Genomic DNA, 16604 nt, shown 5'->3' with positions numbered 1-16604 from the left:
TGTCGGACGAGTCGGTCGAGTCAGTCGAGGATGAAGCTCTCCAGGTAGGACGGGTTGGCGCGGTCGAGCATCGACTGCGAACGCGCCCGGATCTGCCGGTCGCTGTGCTCGCTCGCCGGCAGCATCCAGAACCGGTCGGACCGGATGCCGTCGACGACGTGCTCCGCGACCTCTTCGACGGGTGTGAAGGCGACCTCGTGTCCGGCCTCCTTCATCGCCGCCTCCCACTGGTCGAGGCTGCGGTACGGGCTCTTGCGCGGCCGCTCCTTGGCGTACCGCTCGGGCCGGTTGCGGTGCGACTCCCACAGCCCGGTGCGCAGCATGTGCGGGCCGGGGAAGAGCACGGACGCCCCCACGCGCGCGTGCTCGGCCCGCAGGTGGGCGTAGAGCGACTCGGTCATGGTGACGACGGCCGCCTTGGTGACGGCGTAGACGGAGGCGGTGGGCAGCGGGGCGATGCCGCCGTCGCCGGAGGAGGTGTTGACGACGTGTCCGGGCTCGCCGCCGGCGATCATGCGCGGGACGAAGGCCTGGATGCCGTGGAAGACGCCCCAGACGTTGACGGAGAAGGCCCATTTCCAGTCGTTGGGCTCGTGCTCCCACATCCGGCCCTCGGCGCCCGAACCGACGCCCGCGTTGTTGCAGAGGACGTGCACGGCGCCGAAGGCGTCGTACGCCGCGTCGGCGAGGGCGCGTACGGACGCGGCGTCGCTGACGTCGACGGTGCGGGCGAGGACCTGTGCCCCGCCCTCGACGAGTTCCTCGGCGGCCTTGGCGAGCGCGGCCTCCTCCACGTCGCCGAGGACGACGGCGAGCCCCTCGGCGGCGAAGCGGCGGGCCATCGCGAGTCCGATGCCGCTCGCCGCGCCGGTGACGACCGCGACCTGCCCCTGGCGCAGCTCCATCACACGCTCCCTTCCGGCGGGCCGTCGAGGATCTGCTGCGGGTCGTCGTAGCGCTGGTGGATGTACGGCAGGAGCGCCTGGGCGCTCACCCGTTCCGCCACCCGGCCCTTCTGGTCGGTGGTCTTCTCGCCGATGGTGATCTCGACGACCCGGCGGACGGGGAGGTCGGCGACCGGGTCGTACATCGACTCGCGGAGCACGATGTCGCCGGTGATCCGCTCCAGCCTGCGGATCTTCTCGTTGCGCAGGCAGTGGACGAGGACGGGGTCGGCGTCGAACCCCGTGCCGTCCACGCCCGGCAGGAACTTGAAGTAGAAGTCGGTCTTCTCGGTCGGCTCGGGGAGCGGAAGCGGTCCGGAGACCGCGCCGCGCACCTCGACGAAGTCGATGCCGTGCCGGCCGAGGGCGGCGCGGACGACGAGTCCGTCGCGTTCGACGACGACCTGGCCGAGCTTCTTCGGCTCGCCGAAGACCTCGCGGCCGCCGATGAGGGCCCGCTCCAGGGTCATCGGCATGACCAGCGGGTACCAGCCCTCCTGGTCGCCGTGGGCGGCGGCCACCGCGACCGAGCCGGCGCCGAGGGGGTAGCCGGGCAGGTCGACCTGGGAGATGTTGGCCCGTACCAGGGGCCGCTCGGTGGGTTTGAGCGGCGGCGGCAGGACCGCCGCGACCACGTCCGGATCGGTCTCCCAGACGGCGACCACTCCGGTGGACCAGATGTCGGGAAGCTTGCTGCTCTTGGCGCGGGCCGCCGAGATCTCGGCGTCGGTGCGCGCCCCGTACCGTACTCGTGCCATGACGTACCGCCCTTCAAGGACTTCAGGGACTTCAGGGACCGTCGGCCTGTAACACAGTTACACCGGCGGCGATGAAGGGTAAAGAGCCGTGCACACGGAAGAAGCGGACGGAAGAGGCGCACGAACGAAGCGCACGGACGAAGCGGACGGAAGCAACGGCGGAGGAACGGGGGAACGCATGGCGCGCAGCGCACTCACCCGCGAGGAGGTCCTGACGGCCGCCGCGGCGCTGGTGAAGCAGCACGGCCCGGACGCCCTCACCATGCGCAAGCTCGCGGCCGAGCTGGGCACGGCGGTGACCTCGATCTACTGGCACGTCGGCAACCGCGAGTCGCTCCTCGACGCGCTGGTCGAGCGGACGGTCGCCGATCTCTCGGCGATCGGCGCGCGCGGCCGCACCCCCGTCGAGCGGATCGTCTCGGTGGCCCGCGCGCTCCGCCGCGAGCTGCGGGACCGGCCGCACCTGGTGGCGATGGTCCACGAACGCGGCCTGACGGAGCGGATGTTCCTGCCCGCCCAGCGCGCGCTGGCCCACGAGGTGCACGCGGCCGGGCTGCGCGGCGCGCGGGCGGCGGAGGTGGTCCGGGCGGTCCAGGTCCAGGTCGTCGGCTACGTCCTGGTGGAGCGCAACCGCGAGCGGGCCCCGGTCCAGTCCCCCGCCGAGGAGGAACTCTGGGAGGGCGCGACGAGCGACCCGGACGACCCCGCCCTCGCCCGCGCGCTGGCCCGCCCGATCGACACCGAGCGCCTCTTCACCACCTCCGTACGGGCCCTGGTGGAGGGCCTGTTGGCCGCCCGCGGCGCCGGTCCCGAGAGCCTCCGGGCGTCAACCTGACGGCGACCGCGAGGGGTGACCGGGGCACCGGGGGACGGGGGTGTCGGTGGGGGCCCGTATTCTCAGTGACCATGCTCGACGACCGTACGACAGCAGCAGCGTGGCCGACCGCCTACCCACAGGGGTACGCGGTCGTCGACGTGGAGACCACCGGACTCGCCCGCGACGACCGGATAGTGTCGGCTGCCGTCTACCGCCTGGACGCCCAGGGGAACGTCGAGGACCACTGGTACACGCTGGTCAACCCGGAGCGCGACCCCGGCCCGGTGTGGATCCACGGGCTCACCCGGGACCTGCTGGAGGGCGCGCCGCTCTTTCCCGAGATCGCCGCGGAGTTCTCCGCGCGGCTCGACGGCCGGGTCCTGGTGGCGCACAACGCGCTCTTCGACTGGTCGATGATCGCCCGCGAGTACGCGCGGGCCGACCGCACCGCGCCCGTGCGGCAGCGGCTGTGCACCATCGCGCTGGCCAAGGAGCTGTCGCTCCCGCTGCCCAACCACAAGCTGGAGTCGCTGGCCGCGCACTTCGGCGTGGTCCAGCAGCGCGCGCACAACGCGCTGGACGACGCGCGGGTGCTCGCCGAGGCGTTCCGGCCGAGCCTGCACACGGCGGCCGAGCGGAACGTCCGGCTCCCGCTCCTGGAGTGCCGGCCGCTGACCGAGTGGGTCTCCACGCCCGCCCCGGCCCGGATCGGCCACCAGGCCTCGTACGCCGGGAACAGCTGGCGCCCCACGCGCAAGCGCCCGCCCTGCCCGTACCCGAACCCCGGACGCTACGAAGCGGACAAACCACTCAAGCAGGGCATGCGGGTGGCGTTCTCGGGCGACACGTCCATCGACCGCGAGCTCCTGGAGGACCGCGCGGTCGAGGCGGGTCTCCATGTCGCCACCAGCGTCTCCCGGCTGACGAGCCTGCTGGTGACGAACGATCCGGACTCGGCCACCTCCAAGACGGTGAAGGCGAAGTCCTTCGGCACCCCGATCGTCGACGAGGCCGCCTTCACCCAGCTGCTGCGGGACGTGGCCCCGGCAGACGGGTGACGCGCCGGGCGTGCCGCCCGCGGCTCGTCCGCCGCGGGCCGCACCCTGTGGCGCATGGCACGTTGCGAGGTCTGCGGAAACGATTACGGCATGTCCTTCGAGGTGCACGCGCAGGGCGCGGTGCACGTCTTCGACTGCTTCTCCTGCGCCATTCACCGCATGGCGCCCATCTGTGAGCACTGCCGGGTCCCGATCATCGGCCAGGGCGTCGAGGTCGAAGGGAACTGGTACTGCGGGGCGCACTGCGCCCGCGCGGAAGGAAAGGTGGGGATCGTCGACAGGGTCTGACCACAACCCCCGTGCGTGCACCCCATGACCACAGTTGTACGGTCATGGGGTGTACCGCTTCCTGTTGTCCCGGCAGTGGGTGATCCTCACCCTCGTCGCCCTCGTCCTCGTCCCGACGATGATCGAGCTGGGCTTCTGGCAGTTCCACCGGCACGAGCGCCGGGTCGCCCAGAACGCCCTGATCGCGGACAACCTCCAGGCGGAGCCCGTCGCCGTCGAGAAGCTGACCTCCCCGGGCCACACGGTCCCGCGCGCCGACTACTGGCGTACGGTCACGGCCACCGGCACCTTCGACCCCGCGCACGAGGTCGTCGTCCGCCGCCGCACGAACGCCGACGACCAGCAGGGCCACATGGTGCTCACCCCGCTGCTCCTGAAGGACGGCCGGGCCGTCGTCGTCAACCGCGGCTGGGTCCCCGCCGCCACGGACCAGAAGGCCTACCCCGAGGTGCCGCCCGCGCCCAGGGGCGAGGTGACCGTGACCGGCCGGCTCAAGGCCGACGAGACGACCGGCGCCAGCGGCATCAAGGACCTGCGCGGCCTTCCGGACCGCCAGGTGATGCTGATCGACAGCGCCCAGCAGGCGGAGCTGTCCGGCCTCACCGTGCTCGGCGGATACGTCGAGCAGACCGCTCCCGAAGCGCCCGGCGGCTCCCCCGAGCTGGTCCCCGAGCCGGACCACGACTCGATCGGCGCGCACATGGCGTACGCCGTTCAGTGGTGGCTCTTCACAGCCGGTGTGCCCGTCGGCTGGGTGATCCTGGTGCGCCGCGAGAAGCACGATCAGGAGGCCGCGGCCCGTACGGACGGCGGCGCGGGGGCTCCCGAACCCGAGCCTGCAGCGGTGTAGGCCACAGCGCCCCTCTGATTGACCGTCGTCCCGCGCGGGAACACGCCAAAGCGTGACGCAACGTATCGACGACTACGCCCTCATCGGCGATCTCCAGACCGCGGCGCTCGTCGGACGCGACGGGTCGATCGACTGGCTGTGTCTGCCGCGCTTCGACTCGGCCGCCTGCTTCGCCGCGATCCTCGGCGACCAGGAGAACGGCCACTGGCGGATCGCCCCCACCGGCGCCACGACCTGCACCACCCGGGGCTACGCGGGTGACTCGCTGGTCCTGGAGACGTACTGGGAGACCCGCACCGGCACCGTGAAGGTCGTCGACTTCATGCCGCAGCGCGACGCGTACCCCGATGTGATGCGGATCGTGGAGGGCGTCAGGGGCAGCGTCGAGATGAGCGGGGTGCTCAGGCTCCGCTTCGACTACGGCTCCATCGTGCCGTGGGTGCGGCGCAGCGACGGCCACCGGGTGGCCGTCGCCGGTCCTGACTCGGTCTGGCTGCGCAGCGAGCCGCCGGTGAAGACCTGGGGGCAGCAGTTCTCCACCTGCTCCTCCTTCACCGTCGACGCCGGCCAGAAGGTCGCGTTCGTGCTCACCTGGCACCCCTCGCACGAACCGCGTCCCGACCTGATCGACCCGTTCGGCGCCCTCGACGAGTGTCTGACGGACTGGCGGGACTGGGCGGCGCGCTGCGCGTACGAGGGCCCCTACCGACAGGCGGTGCTGCGCTCCCTGCTGACCCTCAAGGCGCTCACCTACGCGCCGACCGGCGGCATCATGGCCGCCGCGACCACCTCGCTGCCGGAGGAGCTGGGCGGCGTACGGAACTGGGACTACCGCTCCTGCTGGCTGCGCGACTCGACGCTCACGCTCGGCGCGCTCCTCTCGGCCGGATACGTCGACGAGGCGGCGGCCTGGCGCGACTGGCTGCTGCGGGCGGTGGCGGGCGACCCGGCCGATCTCCAGATCATGTACGGGCCGGCCGGCGAGCGGCGGCTGCCGGAGATGGAGCTGTCCTGGCTGCGCGGCTACGCCGAATCGGCGCCGGTCCGGGTCGGGAACGCGGCGGTGGACCAGTTCCAGCTCGATGTGTACGGCGAGGTCATGGACTCGCTGCACATGGCCCGGCAGGCCGGGATCCCGCCCGGGGACCATGCCTGGAACCTCCAGCTGAGCCTGCTCGGCTTCCTGGAGTCGACCTGGCGGGATCCGGACGAGGGTCTCTGGGAGGTGCGCGGGGCGCGCCGCCACTTCGTGCACTCCAAGGTGATGGCCTGGGTGGCCGCCGACCGGGCGGTGCGCACGCTGGAGGCCGACCCCTCGCTGCGCGGCGATCCGGCGCGCTGGCGGGCGATGCGGGACGAGATCCACGCGGAGGTGTGCGCCAAGGGGTACGACCCCGTGCGCAACACCTTCACCCAGTCCTACGGCTCGCGGGAGCTGGACGCGGCGACACTGCTGATCCCCCGGGTCGGGTTCCTGCCGCCGGACGACCCCCGGGTGGTGGGGACGGTCGACGCGGTGCGGGCGGAGCTGACGCACGGCGGTTTCGTCCGCCGCTACAGCACCGAGGGCGGTTCGGTCGACGGCCTGCCCGGCGGCGAGGGAACGTTTCTCGTCTGCTCCTTCTGGATGGCGGACGCGCTGCGGATGACCGGCCGGGAGGCCGAGGCCCGGGAGTTGTTCGAGCGGCTCCTTCAGCTCCGTAACGACGTCGGGCTGCTGGCGGAGGAGTACGACCCGGTGGCGCGGCGTCAGCTGGGCAACTTCCCGCAGGCGTTCAGCCACATCGGTCTGGTCGGGACCGCTCTCGCGCTGGCCGAGGAGGACCCGGCAGGATAGGGCCATGGATCTTGGACTGAAGGACCGTGTGTACGTGGTGACCGGCGGGACCCGGGGGCTCGGCCGTGCCTCGGCCGAGGCGCTGCTCGCCGAGGGTGCGAAGGTGCTGGTCACCGGGCGCGAGGAGAAGACGGTCGCCGAGGCGGTCGCGGAGCTGGGCCCGGACGCGGCGGGGCTCGCCGCCGACAACGCGGACCCGGAGGCGCCCGCCCGGCTGATCGCGGAGGCGCGGTCCCGCTTCGGGCGCTTCGACGGCATCCTGGTGAGCGTGGGCGGCCCGGCCCCCGGCTTCGCCGCGGACAACACCGACGAGCAGTGGGCGGCCGCCTTCGACAGCGTCTTCCTCGGGGCGGTACGGATGGCCAGGGCGGCGGCGGAGGCGCTGTCCGAGGGCGGGGTCATCGGCTTCGTCCTGTCGGGCTCGGTCCACGAGCCGATCCCGGGCCTGACGATCTCCAACGGGCTGCGCCCGGGCCTCGCCGGTTTCGCCAAGTCCCTCGCGGGCGACCTGGGCCCGCGGGGCATCCGGGTCGTCGGCGTGCTGCCGGGCCGGATCGACACCGACCGGGTGCGGCAGCTTGACGCCCTGTCGGGCGACGCGGACGCGTCCCGGACGGCGAACGAGTCCCGCATCCCGCTGCGGCGCTACGGCACCCCCGAGGAGTACGGCCGCACGGCGGCGTTCCTGCTGTCGCCGGCGGCCTCGTACGTGACGGGCGTGATGGTGTCGGTGGACGGCGGCGCGCGGCACGGCTTCTGACGGAAGGCTCGCGGCCTCACGTCACCCGGCGGGCCCGGTGCTTGACCGCGCGGAGGCGGGCCTCCGTCGGAAGCGCGGTCAGGCCCGCCGAGGTGCGGGCGTTGGCCAGGGCCTCGGTGCTCAGCGAGGTGAGGGCGGCGCCCGGGGAGGCGTACGGCTCCAGGAGCAGCCGGACACGCGTGCGCGGGGCTGTGCGGCGGCCGGTCAGGGCGACCCTGGCCCGGGCCACGCCGTCCTGGGCCGTCGCGTCCGCCTCCAGGACGGCCTCCAGGGTCCGGCCCCGTACCGTCGCGCCCTCCCCGTCGCCCGTGTCGATGAGGATCTCGGTGAGGCGGGCGCGCCGGAACTGGGCGAGCAGCCACCACAGGAACAGCAGGACCAGCACGCCGAGGACGGCGATCACCACCGGCCACCACCAGCCCTCGTCGCGCCACCGCAGCCGGTCCGCGCGGCTCAGCAGGACGTCGGAGGGGCCCGACCAGGGCCACCAGGAGGGCACGGGCAGATCGAGCCCGGCGGCGAGGACCGCCCCGCCGACGGCGACGAGCACCAGCCCGATCAGGCCGAGGAGGACACGGTTGACCCGGCGCAGGACGACGGTCATCGTCTGCCCCCCTTCTTCGGCGGACGGGCCACCCGGACGGTCGGCGCGGGTGGCCGGGAGAGGCCGAGGTCGTCGATGCCGGTGGCGAGGACGCTCTCCAGGTCGGCGCGGACCGCGTCGAGTTCACGGAAGTGGGAGACCGCCCGGAGCGTCACCTTCTTGCGCCCCATCCGTACCCGCACCGACTGCACGCCCGACACCTCCATCGCCCGGTCCCTCAGCGTCAGCGCGGCGGCCTCGCGGTCGAGTCCGGCGCGTACGTCGGTGTGGTCCCGGCGCATCGGCAGGACGGAGCGCAGCCCGGGGGTGGCGGCCAGGATCAGCAGCCAGAGCCCGAGCGCCACGGCGAGGGCCGCGCCGGCCAGCACCCAGGTGTTGTCGAGCGGCCGGGTCGCCAGGTCGTCGGCGAGCTCCTTGCGCCAGGCCATGGCGGTGCGGTCGGCCCGAACGGCGGCCACGTCGTAGAGCAGCAGGCCGGTGCCGGCCAGGAGGACGAGGGCGACGAGGGCCGCGGGGACGCGCCGCACCGCCCAGAAGCGGCGTGCGGCGGGCGGGTCCTGCAGGACGGGTACGGGTTCGTCCTCGGCTCCGGTGCCGGGCTCGGTGTCCGTGGTCATCGCAGCTGCCTCCGCCCGTCCGACTCGCGCGCCGTGCGCGGGGAGTGCAGCCGCTCGACGTGCACGGTCACCTCGGGAACCTCCATGCCCGCCAGCTCCCGTACCCGGCTCATCACCCGGCCGCGCACCGCGCCGCACTGCCGGCCGAGGTCGGAGGGGTAGGCCAGGTCCAGGGTGACCGAGACCCGCGCCGTGTCACGGAGCACGACGACCGAGGCGTGCGGGGCCGAGCCGCCCGGGGGCACCGCGTCGAGCGCCTCCCTCGCGGCCCGGGCGGCGATCTTCGCGACGACCCGGTCGGCGATCGTGGTCGCGCCGCGGCCGGCCGCGCCCACCCGCTCGGCGGCCCGGTCGACCGCCCCGTCGACTGTCACCCCCGGTCACCGCCGCCGGTCGCCGCGCTCGCGACCCCGGAAGAAGTCGCCGGGTTCGAGGTCGCCCTCCACGAACCGCCCGACGACGAAGCCGACCGCGCCCAAGGCCGCGACCAGCACGAACGCCCCGAATCCGCCGAAGTATCCGGCGAATCCGAGGGCCATTCCGGCCACCAGGCCGACCACCGCCATGCTCATGCTGAGCCCTTTCCGCCGCGCAGCCAGCGACTACTGGAGCCGTGACTCCGGCACCTCGTCCTCTTCGTCCGGCAGTTTCACGTCGCTCACGGCGATGTTGACCTCGACGACCTCGAGGCCGGTCATCCGCTCGACGGCGGCGATGACGTTCTCGCGCACGGCCCCGGCGACATCGCCGATGGACACGCCGTAGTCGACGACGATCTCCAGGTCGAGCGCGGTCTGCACCTCGCCGACCTCGGCCTTCACGCCTCGGGTGACGCCCGACTTGGTGCCGCCGCCACCGGGCACCCGGTCGCGTACGGCGCCGAGGGTGCGGGAGAGGCCGCTGCCCATGGCGTGGACGCCGACGACCTCGCGGGCCGCGAGACCGGCGATCTTCTCGACGACTCCGTCGGCGATGGTGGTCCGGCCGCGGGTGGCAGGATTGCCGCCGCCCCGCTTGATGACGGACGGTTCCTTGGGGTGTGCGGGGTCATTCATCACCGTTCATCCCTTCAGTGGGGATATGCCTACCTTTGCCCACATTAGGCTGGGGCGATGACGACGACACCTGGGGCGGGATGGGCGGGAACGGTACGTGAGCGGCTCGGGCCGGGGCGGCTGCTGCCGCTCGGGGAGGCCGCGGACGGCGCGTGGCTGGCGGAGCGCGCGGCCCGGACGGTCCTGCTGCGGGCGGCGGGGGCGGTACCGGGTGTGGTGCCGGGGCCGCTGCGAGTGGGGCTCGGGGTGGCGGGGGCGGGCGCGGCTGTCGCCGTGGCGCCGCTCCCCGTACCGCCCGGCGGGCTGCCGCCCGGAATGCTGCGGATCACCGGGGAGTTCACGGCCCGGGCGCGGCGGATCGGGGAGCGGCCGCTGCCGGAGCTGGCCGAGGACGTGCGCGCGGCACTGTTCGCGGCGGCGGAGCGGGATCTGGGCCTGCTGGTGGAGGCCGTGGACCTGCGCGTGACCGGCCTCGTGGAGGACGGGCCTGATTCGGCGACCGCCACTCCCCCACCCGGGCGAATCCCGCCCCCGAAGGCCGAGGACGACGACGCCGAGGACCTCACCGCCGAAGCAGGCACCGTCGAGGGAAGCGCCGCCGAGGACCCCGTGGCGGTCGCCGTGCTCGGGGTGCCCGGGGTGGCGGGCCTCACGTCCGTCCTGGGCGCGCCGGTCCACCGCTCCCCGGGCGCGCTGCGCGTGGAGCTGGCCGTCGCCGCGGGGCACCGTGCCCTGGACGTGGCCCGCGCCGCCCGGACCCGGGCGGCCGGAGCGGCCCCCGGGGCGACGGCGGTCACGGTGCTGGTCGCGGACGTGCGCTGAGCCCCACCGCGGGGGCATGGCACGTCAGTCGCCGAGACCCGCCAGGTCGCGCAGTCGGCGGGCCTGGGCGGCGCGCTCGGCGACGCGCTGGTCCTCGTACGAGCGGCCGGCGGCGCCCTGGAGCAGCGCCTTGGTCTCGATCACCGCGTCGCGCGGGGCGGAGAGCAGCGCGGCGGTCAAGTCCCGTACCGCACCGTCGAGTTCGTCGGTGGGCACGGCGATGTTGGCGAGGCCGATGCGCTCGGCCTCCTGCGCGTGGACGAAGCGGCCCGTGGCGCAGATCTCCAGCGCACGGGCGTAGCCGACAAGCGCCACGAGCGGGTGCGTGCCGGTGAGGTCGGGGACGAGTCCCAGGCTGGTCTCGCGCATGGCGAACTGCACGTCGTCGGCGACGACCCGCAGGTCGCAGCCGAGGGCGAGCTGGAATCCGGCACCGATGGCGTGCCCCTGGACGGCCGCGATCGACACGATGTCGCTACGGCGCCACCAGGTGAACGCCTCCTGGTACTCGGCGATGACCGCGTCCAGGTCCTCGTCCGAACCCCGTGCCAGGTCCAGGAAGGACGGCTCTCCGTCGAAGCCCTCGGGCGTGAACGCCTGCCGGTCGAGCCCGGCGGAGAAGGACTTGCCCTCGCCGCGCAGTACGACGACCCGCACGCTGCCCGGCAGTGACCGGCCGGCCTCTGTCAACGCCCGCCACAGAGCGGGAGACTGGGCGTTGCGCTTCGCCGGATTGGTCAGCGTCACCGTGGCAACGGCGTCCTCGACGGTGAGCCGTACACCGTCCTTGTCGAACACGAGCACAGAGTCGAGCGAAGTCATGGGGCGCCTCCGGTTCCGGTGCAGCACTGCTAAGTGACTGCACAGTAACCACCCGGTCGACCGAGCGGGCGACCGGGTGGCCACCGCGAGAACCGATGGACCCGACGAACCGCGCCCAGTCAGGCCGAGGCGGCCTTCTTGCCCCGTGTCGCTCCGCCGCGTCCACGCAGCGTGACTCCGGATTCGCTGAGCATCCGGTGGACGAATCCGTAGGAGCGGCCGGTTTCCTCGGCCAGCGCCCGGATGCTCGCACCGGAGTCGTACTTTTTCTTCAGGTCTGCCGCGAGCTTGTCGCGCGCGGCGCCGGTCACCCGGCTGCCCTTCTTCAGAGTCTCGGCCACCCGTGCCTCCTCATGGGAAGTGCGCTCTGGACTTCTCATGATCACCCCTCCCGGACGTCCTGGCCACCCATTCGACAAGGTCAGTGGCAGCAGGTTTGCGCGACGACAGCGCGTCACCACGAGCGGAATCTATGATTCCGATCGTGGTGATCCAGGCTCCGGGACACATACGGGCGGGAAGTGCCAGGTCAGCGCCGCAAGGGGCGAAAAAGGACGGCGCGGCCCTGACGGAAGGATTCCGCAGAGAGCCGCGCCGGGGGGATGAGACGCCCTCACTCAGATGATGGATCACCCATGAGCCGAATGATCCATACCGAGATGATCAGGCAAGCGCCACCAGGTCCTTGTAGTCCGGGCCCCACAGGTCCTCGACGCCGTCCGGGAGCAGGATGATCCGCTCCGGCTCCAGCGCGTCCACCGCGCCCTCGTCGTGCGTGACGAGGACGACGGCGCCCTTGTAGGTGCGCAGCGCGCCGAGGATCTCCTCGCGGCTGGCCGGGTCGAGGTTGTTGGTGGGCTCGTCCAGGAGCAGCACGTTCGCCGAGGAGACGACCAGGGTGGCCAGGGCGAGCCGGGTCTTCTCGCCGCCGGAGAGCACCCCGGCCGGCTTGTCGACGTCGTCGCCGGAGAAGAGGAAGGAGCCGAGCGTCTTGCGCACCTCGACGAGGTCGAGGTCGGGCGCGGACGACCGCATGTTCTCCAGGACCGTGCGGTCCGGGTCGAGCGTCTCGTGCTCCTGGGCGTAGTAGCCGAGCTTGAGGCCGTGGCCGGGGGTCACCTCGCCGGTGTCGGCCTTCTCGGCCCCGGCGAGCAGACGCAGCAGCGTCGTCTTGCCCGCGCCGTTGAGGCCGAGGATGACGACGCGCGAGCCCTTGTCGATCGCGAGGTTCACATCGGTGAAGATCTCGAGCGAGCCGTACGACTTGGACAGGCCCTCCGCCGTCAGCGGGGTCTTGCCGCAGGGCGCGGGCTCGGGGAAGCGGAGCTTGGCGACCTTGTCGTTGACCCGGACCGCCTCCAGGCCCGAGAGCAGCCGCTCGGCGCGCTTGGCCATGTTCTGCGCGGCGACGGTCTTGGTGGCCTTGGCGCGCATCTTGTCGGCCTGCGAGTTGAGGGCGGCGGCCTTCTTCTCGGCGTTCTGGCGTTCGCGCTTGCGGCGCTTCTCGTCGGCCTCGCGCTGCTGCTGGTAGAGCTTCCAGCCCATGTTGTAGACGTCGATCGTCGAGCGGTTGGCGTCCAGGTAGAAGACCTTGTTCACGACGGTCTCGACGAGGTCGACGTCGTGGGAGATGACGATGAAGCCGCCGCGGTAGGTCTTGAGGTAGTCGCGCAGCCAGACGATGGAGTCGGCGTCGAGGTGGTTGGTGGGCTCGTCGAGGAGCAGGGTGTCGGCGTCGGAGAAGAGGATCCGGGCCAGCTCCACGCGGCGGCGCTGACCGCCCGAGAGCGTGTGCAGCGGCTGGCCGAGGACACGGTCGGGCAGGCCGAGGGCGGCGGCGATGGTGGAGGCCTCGGCCTCGGCGGCGTACCCGCCCTTGGTGAGGAACTCGGTCTCCTGGCGCTCGTACTGCTTCATCGCCTTGTCGCGCGTGGCGCCGGAGCCGTTGGCGATGCGCTCCTCGTTCATCCGCATCTTCCTGATGAGGACGTCGAGGCCACGGGCGGAGAGGATGCGGTCGCGGGCCAGGACGTCGAGGTCACCGGTGCGCGGGTCCTGCGGGAGGTAGCCGACCTCGCCGGAGCGGGCGATGGTGCCGCCGGCCGGCTGCCCCTCGCCCGCGAGGCACTTGGTGAGGGTGGTCTTGCCGGCTCCGTTGCGGCCGACGAGGCCGATGCGGTCGCCCTTGGCGATACGGAAGGAAGCGGACTCGATGAGGACGCGGGCGCCGGCGCGCAGCTCGATGCCGGAAGCGGTGATCACGGACAGACTCCAGGGCGGACGGGTCGGCGGAAGGGGTGGGGAGCGGATTCGACGCCGCTAGTCATGCGCGCGGAGAATGGCCATACGGCCAGTCTAACGGGCGCATGCAACTGCTTTTCGGGCACGGTCAGGGCCCCTACCGCCACCTGCCCCTTTCGTCGGCCAACCCACCGTTACCGCCCATGCACGACAAAAGGGGCGGGGGCTTGGGGATTCGCCGATACTCGGCCGCAGGGCGGCGGCCGCTGCCGCGGCACGACGGCAGAGGGTGTGGCCCATGCAGTTCGACGACGACGCCAACCTGGACACCTCCGAGGTCAAGGACGTCCGCGGCAGCCGCGTCCCGGGCGGGAAGGCGACCGTCGGCGGCGGCATCGTCGGGTTCATCGCACTGATCCTGGGGCTGTTCTTCGGGGTGGGGCCCGAGCAGCTGGGGCTCTCCTCCGGCGATCCCGAGCCGGCGGCGACCTCGTCCTCGCTGGCCCAGGTCGAGCGGACCTGCCGGACCGGCGCGGACGCGAACGCCCGCGACGACTGCCGGATCGTGGCGGTCGTCAACAGCGTGCAGGACTTCTGGCGGGCGGAGTACGCGCGGCGCGGCGGCCGGTACGGGGACGCGCGGACCGTCATGTTCGCCAACCGGGTCCCCACGGCCTGCGGTTCCGCGACCTCGGCGGTGGGGCCGTTCTACTGCCCCGGGGACCGCCAGGTCTATCTGGACCTCGGCTTCTTCAACGAGCTGCGGACCACGTTCGGATCCACCGGCGGGCCCTTCGCGCAGGCCTACGTGGTGGCGCACGAGTACGGCCACCACGTCCAGAACCTCATGGGCACCCTGGCCCGCGCCCAGGACGGACGCACGGGCGCGAACTCCAACGCCGTACGGGTCGAGCTGCAGGCGGACTGCTACGCGGGCGTCTGGGCGCGCCACGCGACGACCACACCCGACGACAGGACCGCTCGCCCGCTGCTGAACCGGCTCACGGACGAGGACATCCGGGACGGCCTGGACGCGGCGGCCGCGGTGGGCGACGACCGGATCCAGGAGAAGTTCCAGGGCCGGGTGACGCCGGAGAACTGGACGCACGGCTCGGCGGCGCAGCGCCAGCAGTGGTTCTACACGGGCTACCGGACCGGGGACATGGCGCAGTGCAACACCTTCCGCTGAGCCGCCCCGATGTCGGTGCCGGTGTCAGCGGCGGATGCCAGACTGAGACCCAGGTCACATTCCGCCACGAGAAGGAGTGATCGGGATGGCTGAGGCACCCCATATCTGTCCGACCCTGACCTACCACGACGCGCACACGGCGATCAGACAGCTCACGGAGGCGTTCGGCTTCACCCGCACCGCGGTGTACGAGGGCGAGGACGGCAAGGTCATGCACGCCGAGCTGTCGTTCGGCAACGGCATGGTGATGCTCGGCAGCAAGGGCACGGGGACCGAGTTCGACAAGCTGGTCGAGGGGTCGGGCCCCACCGGGGTGTACGTCCACGTGGACGACGTGGACGAACACCACGCGCGGGCGGTGGCCCACGGCGTCGAGATCGTGATGCCACCGACGGACCAGGAGTACGGCTCGCGGGACTACATCGCCCGCGACGGCGAGGGGAACGTCTGGAGCTTCGGCACCTATCTGCCGGGGGCCACCGGCTGAGCGGAAGGTGTCCCGTCGGTCAGGCTCCCCCGGTGTGCACCTGGAACGCCGCCCTGCGGACCGCCTTGGCGAGGGCGGGGTCGGGGTGGGCGGCGGCGAGGGCGACCAGGACCTGGACCGTCCGGGGGTGGCCGACGGCACGGACCTCGTCGAGGAGCGCCGGGACGGTGCCCTGGACGGCCGACTCCAGGTGGCGGACGAGGAGCGTGCTCTCGCCGTGGTCGGCGACGGCAGCCGCGGTGTCCACCCAGAGCCAGGTGGCCTCCTCGCGGGTGAGGACCTCGGGGGCGTCGTCGGGATCGGCACCCTCGTACTCGGCGAGCCAGAGCAGGGCGTAGGGCCGCAGCGAGATCTCCTCGGCCGCGGCGCGGACCTCCGCCTCGGCGGGGGCCCCGACGACCCGGAGCGCCTCGAAGGCGAGGCCGCGCAGCAGGGCGTCCTCGCCGCGGGCGACGGCGATCAGCTCGGCGACCGCGCTGGAGAGCGTGCGGGCGGCGAGCCAGGCGCGGTACTCGTCGCGGGCGGGGCCGGGGGTGAGACCGGCGCAGCCGCGGAGCATGTCCTCGGCGGACTGCTCGATGTTGCCGGCGGGGCTCTGGGCGGCGACGCAGATCTGCTCCAGCTTGACCCAGACCGCCCAGTTGCCGAGCGGGGTCAGGGTGGCCTGGCGGCCGTCGGGGCCCTCACCGAGGGTCAGGGCGCCGACGTCGGCGAGCCCTTCCAGGGCCCAGTCGAGCAGCGCGGCACGCCCGTCGGGCCCGGCCGGGGTCGCGGTGGCGGTGCCGTCGGTGGCGCCCTCGACGGGGACCTCGCAGCGCTCCTCGCGCAGTTCGTCGACGCGCTGCCCGAGCAGGTCGAGCAGGGCCGGGACCACCACGGGTCCGGCGGAGAGCTGGAGGAGGGAGAGCACCTGGGGAACGGCCTCGACGACCTCGGCGACGGCGCCGGGGGCGACGCCGTCGGGGGCGGGGTGGACCAGGGACCAGGCGTCGAAGAGTGCGACCCAGCCGCGCAGCACGGCGGAGTCGTCGCGGTCCCAGGCATGCAGCCGCCAGCCGGGGCGGGCGGTGCCGCCGTGGAGTTCCACGAGTCCGGCGAGCCGGGCCCGGTCCCAGCCGGCCCGGATCTGGCCGGGTGTCAGGTCCAGTGCGGCGGCGGCCCGTTCCTGGTCGAGGAAGGTCCGCCGGCGGGGCTCGGCGGCGGTCCTCGGCTCGGCGTCGAGGGCCGCCCAGCGGGCGATCCGCACGGCGTCGGCGAGGACGGTCCGGGCCTGGCGGGCCAGTTCCGCGCGGGGCGGAGTGCCCTCCGGCGGGCGCGGGGCCGGGCGGGTGCGCCGGTTCGTCACGGCCCGCCGGGCGGTGGCGAGTGCCCGCGGACGGACAAGTCGGAGTCTGGAGTTGCGCGCCAAATGCTCATCGGGCTTTCGAGACGTCACGGGGGCAGTCTTCCCGTTGA

20 protein-coding genes are annotated in these 16604 nt (G+C 72.9%); 9 read left to right on the top strand and 11 right to left on the bottom strand.

The features are described from left to right. Positions 1-20: 20 nt before the first annotated feature. A complete protein-coding gene (locus tag ACF09C_RS15385; RefSeq protein WP_392091952.1) occupies positions 21-905 on the bottom strand; it encodes an SDR family NAD(P)-dependent oxidoreductase in 885 nt (294 codons plus the stop codon). Further along, positions 905-1702 carry an acetoacetate decarboxylase family protein gene (locus ACF09C_RS15380; protein WP_392091951.1) on the bottom strand — a complete coding sequence of 266 codons (798 nt, stop codon included), beginning with the start codon at positions 1700-1702 and terminating at the stop codon, positions 905-907. Before ACF09C_RS15380 ends, ACF09C_RS15385 begins: the two co-directional genes overlap by 1 nt. 178 nt (positions 1703-1880) lie before the next feature. Here ACF09C_RS15380 and ACF09C_RS15375 point away from each other — a divergent pair, with 178 nt between their 5' ends. The 6 genes from ACF09C_RS15375 (at position 1881) to ACF09C_RS15350 (ending at position 7312) form a co-directional block, all read left to right on the top strand. Beyond that, positions 1881-2537: a TetR/AcrR family transcriptional regulator gene (locus tag ACF09C_RS15375; RefSeq protein WP_392091950.1), complete on the top strand. Its 657-nt coding sequence runs from the start codon at positions 1881-1883 to the stop codon at positions 2535-2537. Between the two features lie 65 nt (positions 2538-2602). Next, a complete protein-coding gene (locus tag ACF09C_RS15370; RefSeq protein WP_392091949.1) occupies positions 2603-3577 on the top strand; it encodes a DEDDh family exonuclease in 975 nt (324 codons plus the stop codon). Positions 3578-3631: 54 nt separating this feature from the next. Next, a complete protein-coding gene (locus tag ACF09C_RS15365; protein WP_362427789.1) occupies positions 3632-3865 on the top strand; it encodes a hypothetical protein in 234 nt (77 codons plus the stop codon). A 49-nt stretch (positions 3866-3914) separates the two neighbouring features. Next, complete coding sequence (locus ACF09C_RS15360) at positions 3915-4715, top strand: SURF1 family protein (RefSeq protein WP_392091948.1); 801 nt, start codon at positions 3915-3917, stop codon at positions 4713-4715. 52 nt (positions 4716-4767) lie between these two features. Beyond that, complete coding sequence (locus tag ACF09C_RS15355) at positions 4768-6552, top strand: glycoside hydrolase family 15 protein (protein ID WP_392091947.1); 1785 nt, start codon at positions 4768-4770, stop codon at positions 6550-6552. Between the two features lie 4 nt (positions 6553-6556). Further along, the gene (locus ACF09C_RS15350; protein WP_392091946.1) at positions 6557-7312 is read left to right on the top strand and encodes an SDR family NAD(P)-dependent oxidoreductase; all 756 of its coding nucleotides are present in this window, start codon (positions 6557-6559) and stop codon (positions 7310-7312) included. A 16-nt stretch (positions 7313-7328) separates the two neighbouring features. On the opposite strand, the gene amaP is transcribed toward ACF09C_RS15350, so the two are convergent. The 5 genes from amaP to ACF09C_RS15325 are packed head-to-tail and all read right to left on the bottom strand — an operon-like array spanning position 7329 to position 9588. Next, positions 7329-7916 (bottom strand): alkaline shock response membrane anchor protein AmaP, encoded by a 588-nt coding sequence (gene amaP / locus ACF09C_RS15345; protein WP_392091945.1) that lies wholly within the window; start codon positions 7914-7916, stop codon positions 7329-7331. Beyond that, positions 7913-8533, bottom strand: coding sequence for a DUF6286 domain-containing protein (locus ACF09C_RS15340; protein ID WP_392091944.1), 621 nt, complete (start codon positions 8531-8533; stop codon positions 7913-7915). The genes amaP and ACF09C_RS15340 overlap by 4 nt, the downstream gene beginning before the upstream one ends. Continuing rightward, positions 8530-8907, bottom strand: a complete 378-nt coding sequence (locus tag ACF09C_RS15335; RefSeq protein ID WP_392091943.1) for a hypothetical protein — start codon at positions 8905-8907, stop codon at positions 8530-8532. Before ACF09C_RS15335 ends, ACF09C_RS15340 begins: the two co-directional genes overlap by 4 nt. 6 nt (positions 8908-8913) lie before the next feature. After that, positions 8914-9105, bottom strand: a complete 192-nt coding sequence (locus ACF09C_RS15330) for a hypothetical protein (protein ID WP_362427810.1) — start codon at positions 9103-9105, stop codon at positions 8914-8916. A 30-nt stretch (positions 9106-9135) separates the two neighbouring features. Continuing rightward, positions 9136-9588, bottom strand: coding sequence for an Asp23/Gls24 family envelope stress response protein (locus ACF09C_RS15325; RefSeq protein WP_392091942.1), 453 nt, complete (start codon positions 9586-9588; stop codon positions 9136-9138). 57 nt (positions 9589-9645) lie between these two features. Between ACF09C_RS15325 and ACF09C_RS15320 the strand changes: the two genes are divergently transcribed. Further along, positions 9646-10410: a hypothetical protein gene (locus tag ACF09C_RS15320; RefSeq protein WP_392091941.1), complete on the top strand. Its 765-nt coding sequence runs from the start codon at positions 9646-9648 to the stop codon at positions 10408-10410. 24 nt (positions 10411-10434) lie between these two features. On the opposite strand, the gene ACF09C_RS15315 is transcribed toward ACF09C_RS15320, so the two are convergent. From ACF09C_RS15315 to ACF09C_RS15305, 3 genes are all read right to left on the bottom strand, one after another. Beyond that, entirely contained in the window at positions 10435-11232 is a 798-nt protein-coding gene (locus tag ACF09C_RS15315) for an enoyl-CoA hydratase/isomerase family protein (protein ID WP_392091940.1), read from the bottom strand. A gap of 119 nt (positions 11233-11351) precedes the next feature. Then, positions 11352-11573 carry a helix-turn-helix domain-containing protein gene (locus ACF09C_RS15310; protein ID WP_006123601.1) on the bottom strand — a complete coding sequence of 74 codons (222 nt, stop codon included), beginning with the start codon at positions 11571-11573 and terminating at the stop codon, positions 11352-11354. Between the two features lie 322 nt (positions 11574-11895). After that, positions 11896-13494, bottom strand: a complete 1599-nt coding sequence (locus tag ACF09C_RS15305) for an ABC-F family ATP-binding cassette domain-containing protein (RefSeq protein WP_392091939.1) — start codon at positions 13492-13494, stop codon at positions 11896-11898. Between the two features lie 277 nt (positions 13495-13771). Here ACF09C_RS15305 and ACF09C_RS15300 point away from each other — a divergent pair, with 277 nt between their 5' ends. Together ACF09C_RS15300 and ACF09C_RS15295 are read left to right on the top strand one after the other, a co-directional pair. Beyond that, entirely contained in the window at positions 13772-14662 is an 891-nt protein-coding gene (locus tag ACF09C_RS15300; protein ID WP_392091938.1) for a neutral zinc metallopeptidase, read from the top strand. An 85-nt stretch (positions 14663-14747) separates the two neighbouring features. Continuing rightward, positions 14748-15149, top strand: a complete 402-nt coding sequence (locus tag ACF09C_RS15295; RefSeq protein WP_362427828.1) for a VOC family protein — start codon at positions 14748-14750, stop codon at positions 15147-15149. Positions 15150-15168: 19 nt separating this feature from the next. On the opposite strand, the gene ACF09C_RS15290 is transcribed toward ACF09C_RS15295, so the two are convergent. Next, positions 15169-16584 carry a hypothetical protein gene (locus ACF09C_RS15290; protein ID WP_392091937.1) on the bottom strand — a complete coding sequence of 472 codons (1416 nt, stop codon included), beginning with the start codon at positions 16582-16584 and terminating at the stop codon, positions 15169-15171. Positions 16585-16604 lie beyond the last annotated feature (20 nt).

The sequence above is a fragment of the Streptomyces sp. NPDC014870 genome (assembly GCF_043081505.1).
Taxonomy (GTDB): domain Bacteria; phylum Actinomycetota; class Actinomycetes; order Streptomycetales; family Streptomycetaceae; genus Streptomyces.
This window is presented reverse-complemented; position numbering and strand designations above follow the sequence as displayed.

Excerpts from the sequence above, each read along its gene's own strand:
- ACF09C_RS15300 (WP_392091938.1), top strand. The coding sequence starts at position 13,772 with ATGCAGTTCGACGACGACGCCAACCTGGACACCTCCGAGGTCAAGGAC.
- ACF09C_RS15375 (WP_392091950.1), top strand. The coding sequence starts at position 1,881 with ATGGCGCGCAGCGCACTCACCCGCGAGGAGGTCCTGACGGCCGCCGCG.
- ACF09C_RS15330 (WP_362427810.1), bottom strand. The coding sequence starts at position 9,105 with ATGAGCATGGCGGTGGTCGGCCTGGTGGCCGGAATGGCCCTCGGATTC.
- ACF09C_RS15295 (WP_362427828.1), top strand. The coding sequence starts at position 14,748 with ATGGCTGAGGCACCCCATATCTGTCCGACCCTGACCTACCACGACGCG.
- ACF09C_RS15325 (WP_392091942.1), bottom strand. The coding sequence starts at position 9,588 with ATGAATGACCCCGCACACCCCAAGGAACCGTCCGTCATCAAGCGGGGC.
- ACF09C_RS15340 (WP_392091944.1), bottom strand. The coding sequence starts at position 8,533 with ATGACCACGGACACCGAGCCCGGCACCGGAGCCGAGGACGAACCCGTA.
- ACF09C_RS15365 (WP_362427789.1), top strand. The coding sequence starts at position 3,632 with ATGGCACGTTGCGAGGTCTGCGGAAACGATTACGGCATGTCCTTCGAG.
- amaP (WP_392091945.1), bottom strand. The coding sequence starts at position 7,916 with ATGACCGTCGTCCTGCGCCGGGTCAACCGTGTCCTCCTCGGCCTGATC.
- ACF09C_RS15350 (WP_392091946.1), top strand. The coding sequence starts at position 6,557 with ATGGATCTTGGACTGAAGGACCGTGTGTACGTGGTGACCGGCGGGACC.
- ACF09C_RS15315 (WP_392091940.1), bottom strand. The coding sequence starts at position 11,232 with ATGACTTCGCTCGACTCTGTGCTCGTGTTCGACAAGGACGGTGTACGG.
- ACF09C_RS15320 (WP_392091941.1), top strand. The coding sequence starts at position 9,646 with ATGACGACGACACCTGGGGCGGGATGGGCGGGAACGGTACGTGAGCGG.
- ACF09C_RS15380 (WP_392091951.1), bottom strand. The coding sequence starts at position 1,702 with ATGGCACGAGTACGGTACGGGGCGCGCACCGACGCCGAGATCTCGGCG.
- ACF09C_RS15385 (WP_392091952.1), bottom strand. The coding sequence starts at position 905 with ATGGAGCTGCGCCAGGGGCAGGTCGCGGTCGTCACCGGCGCGGCGAGC.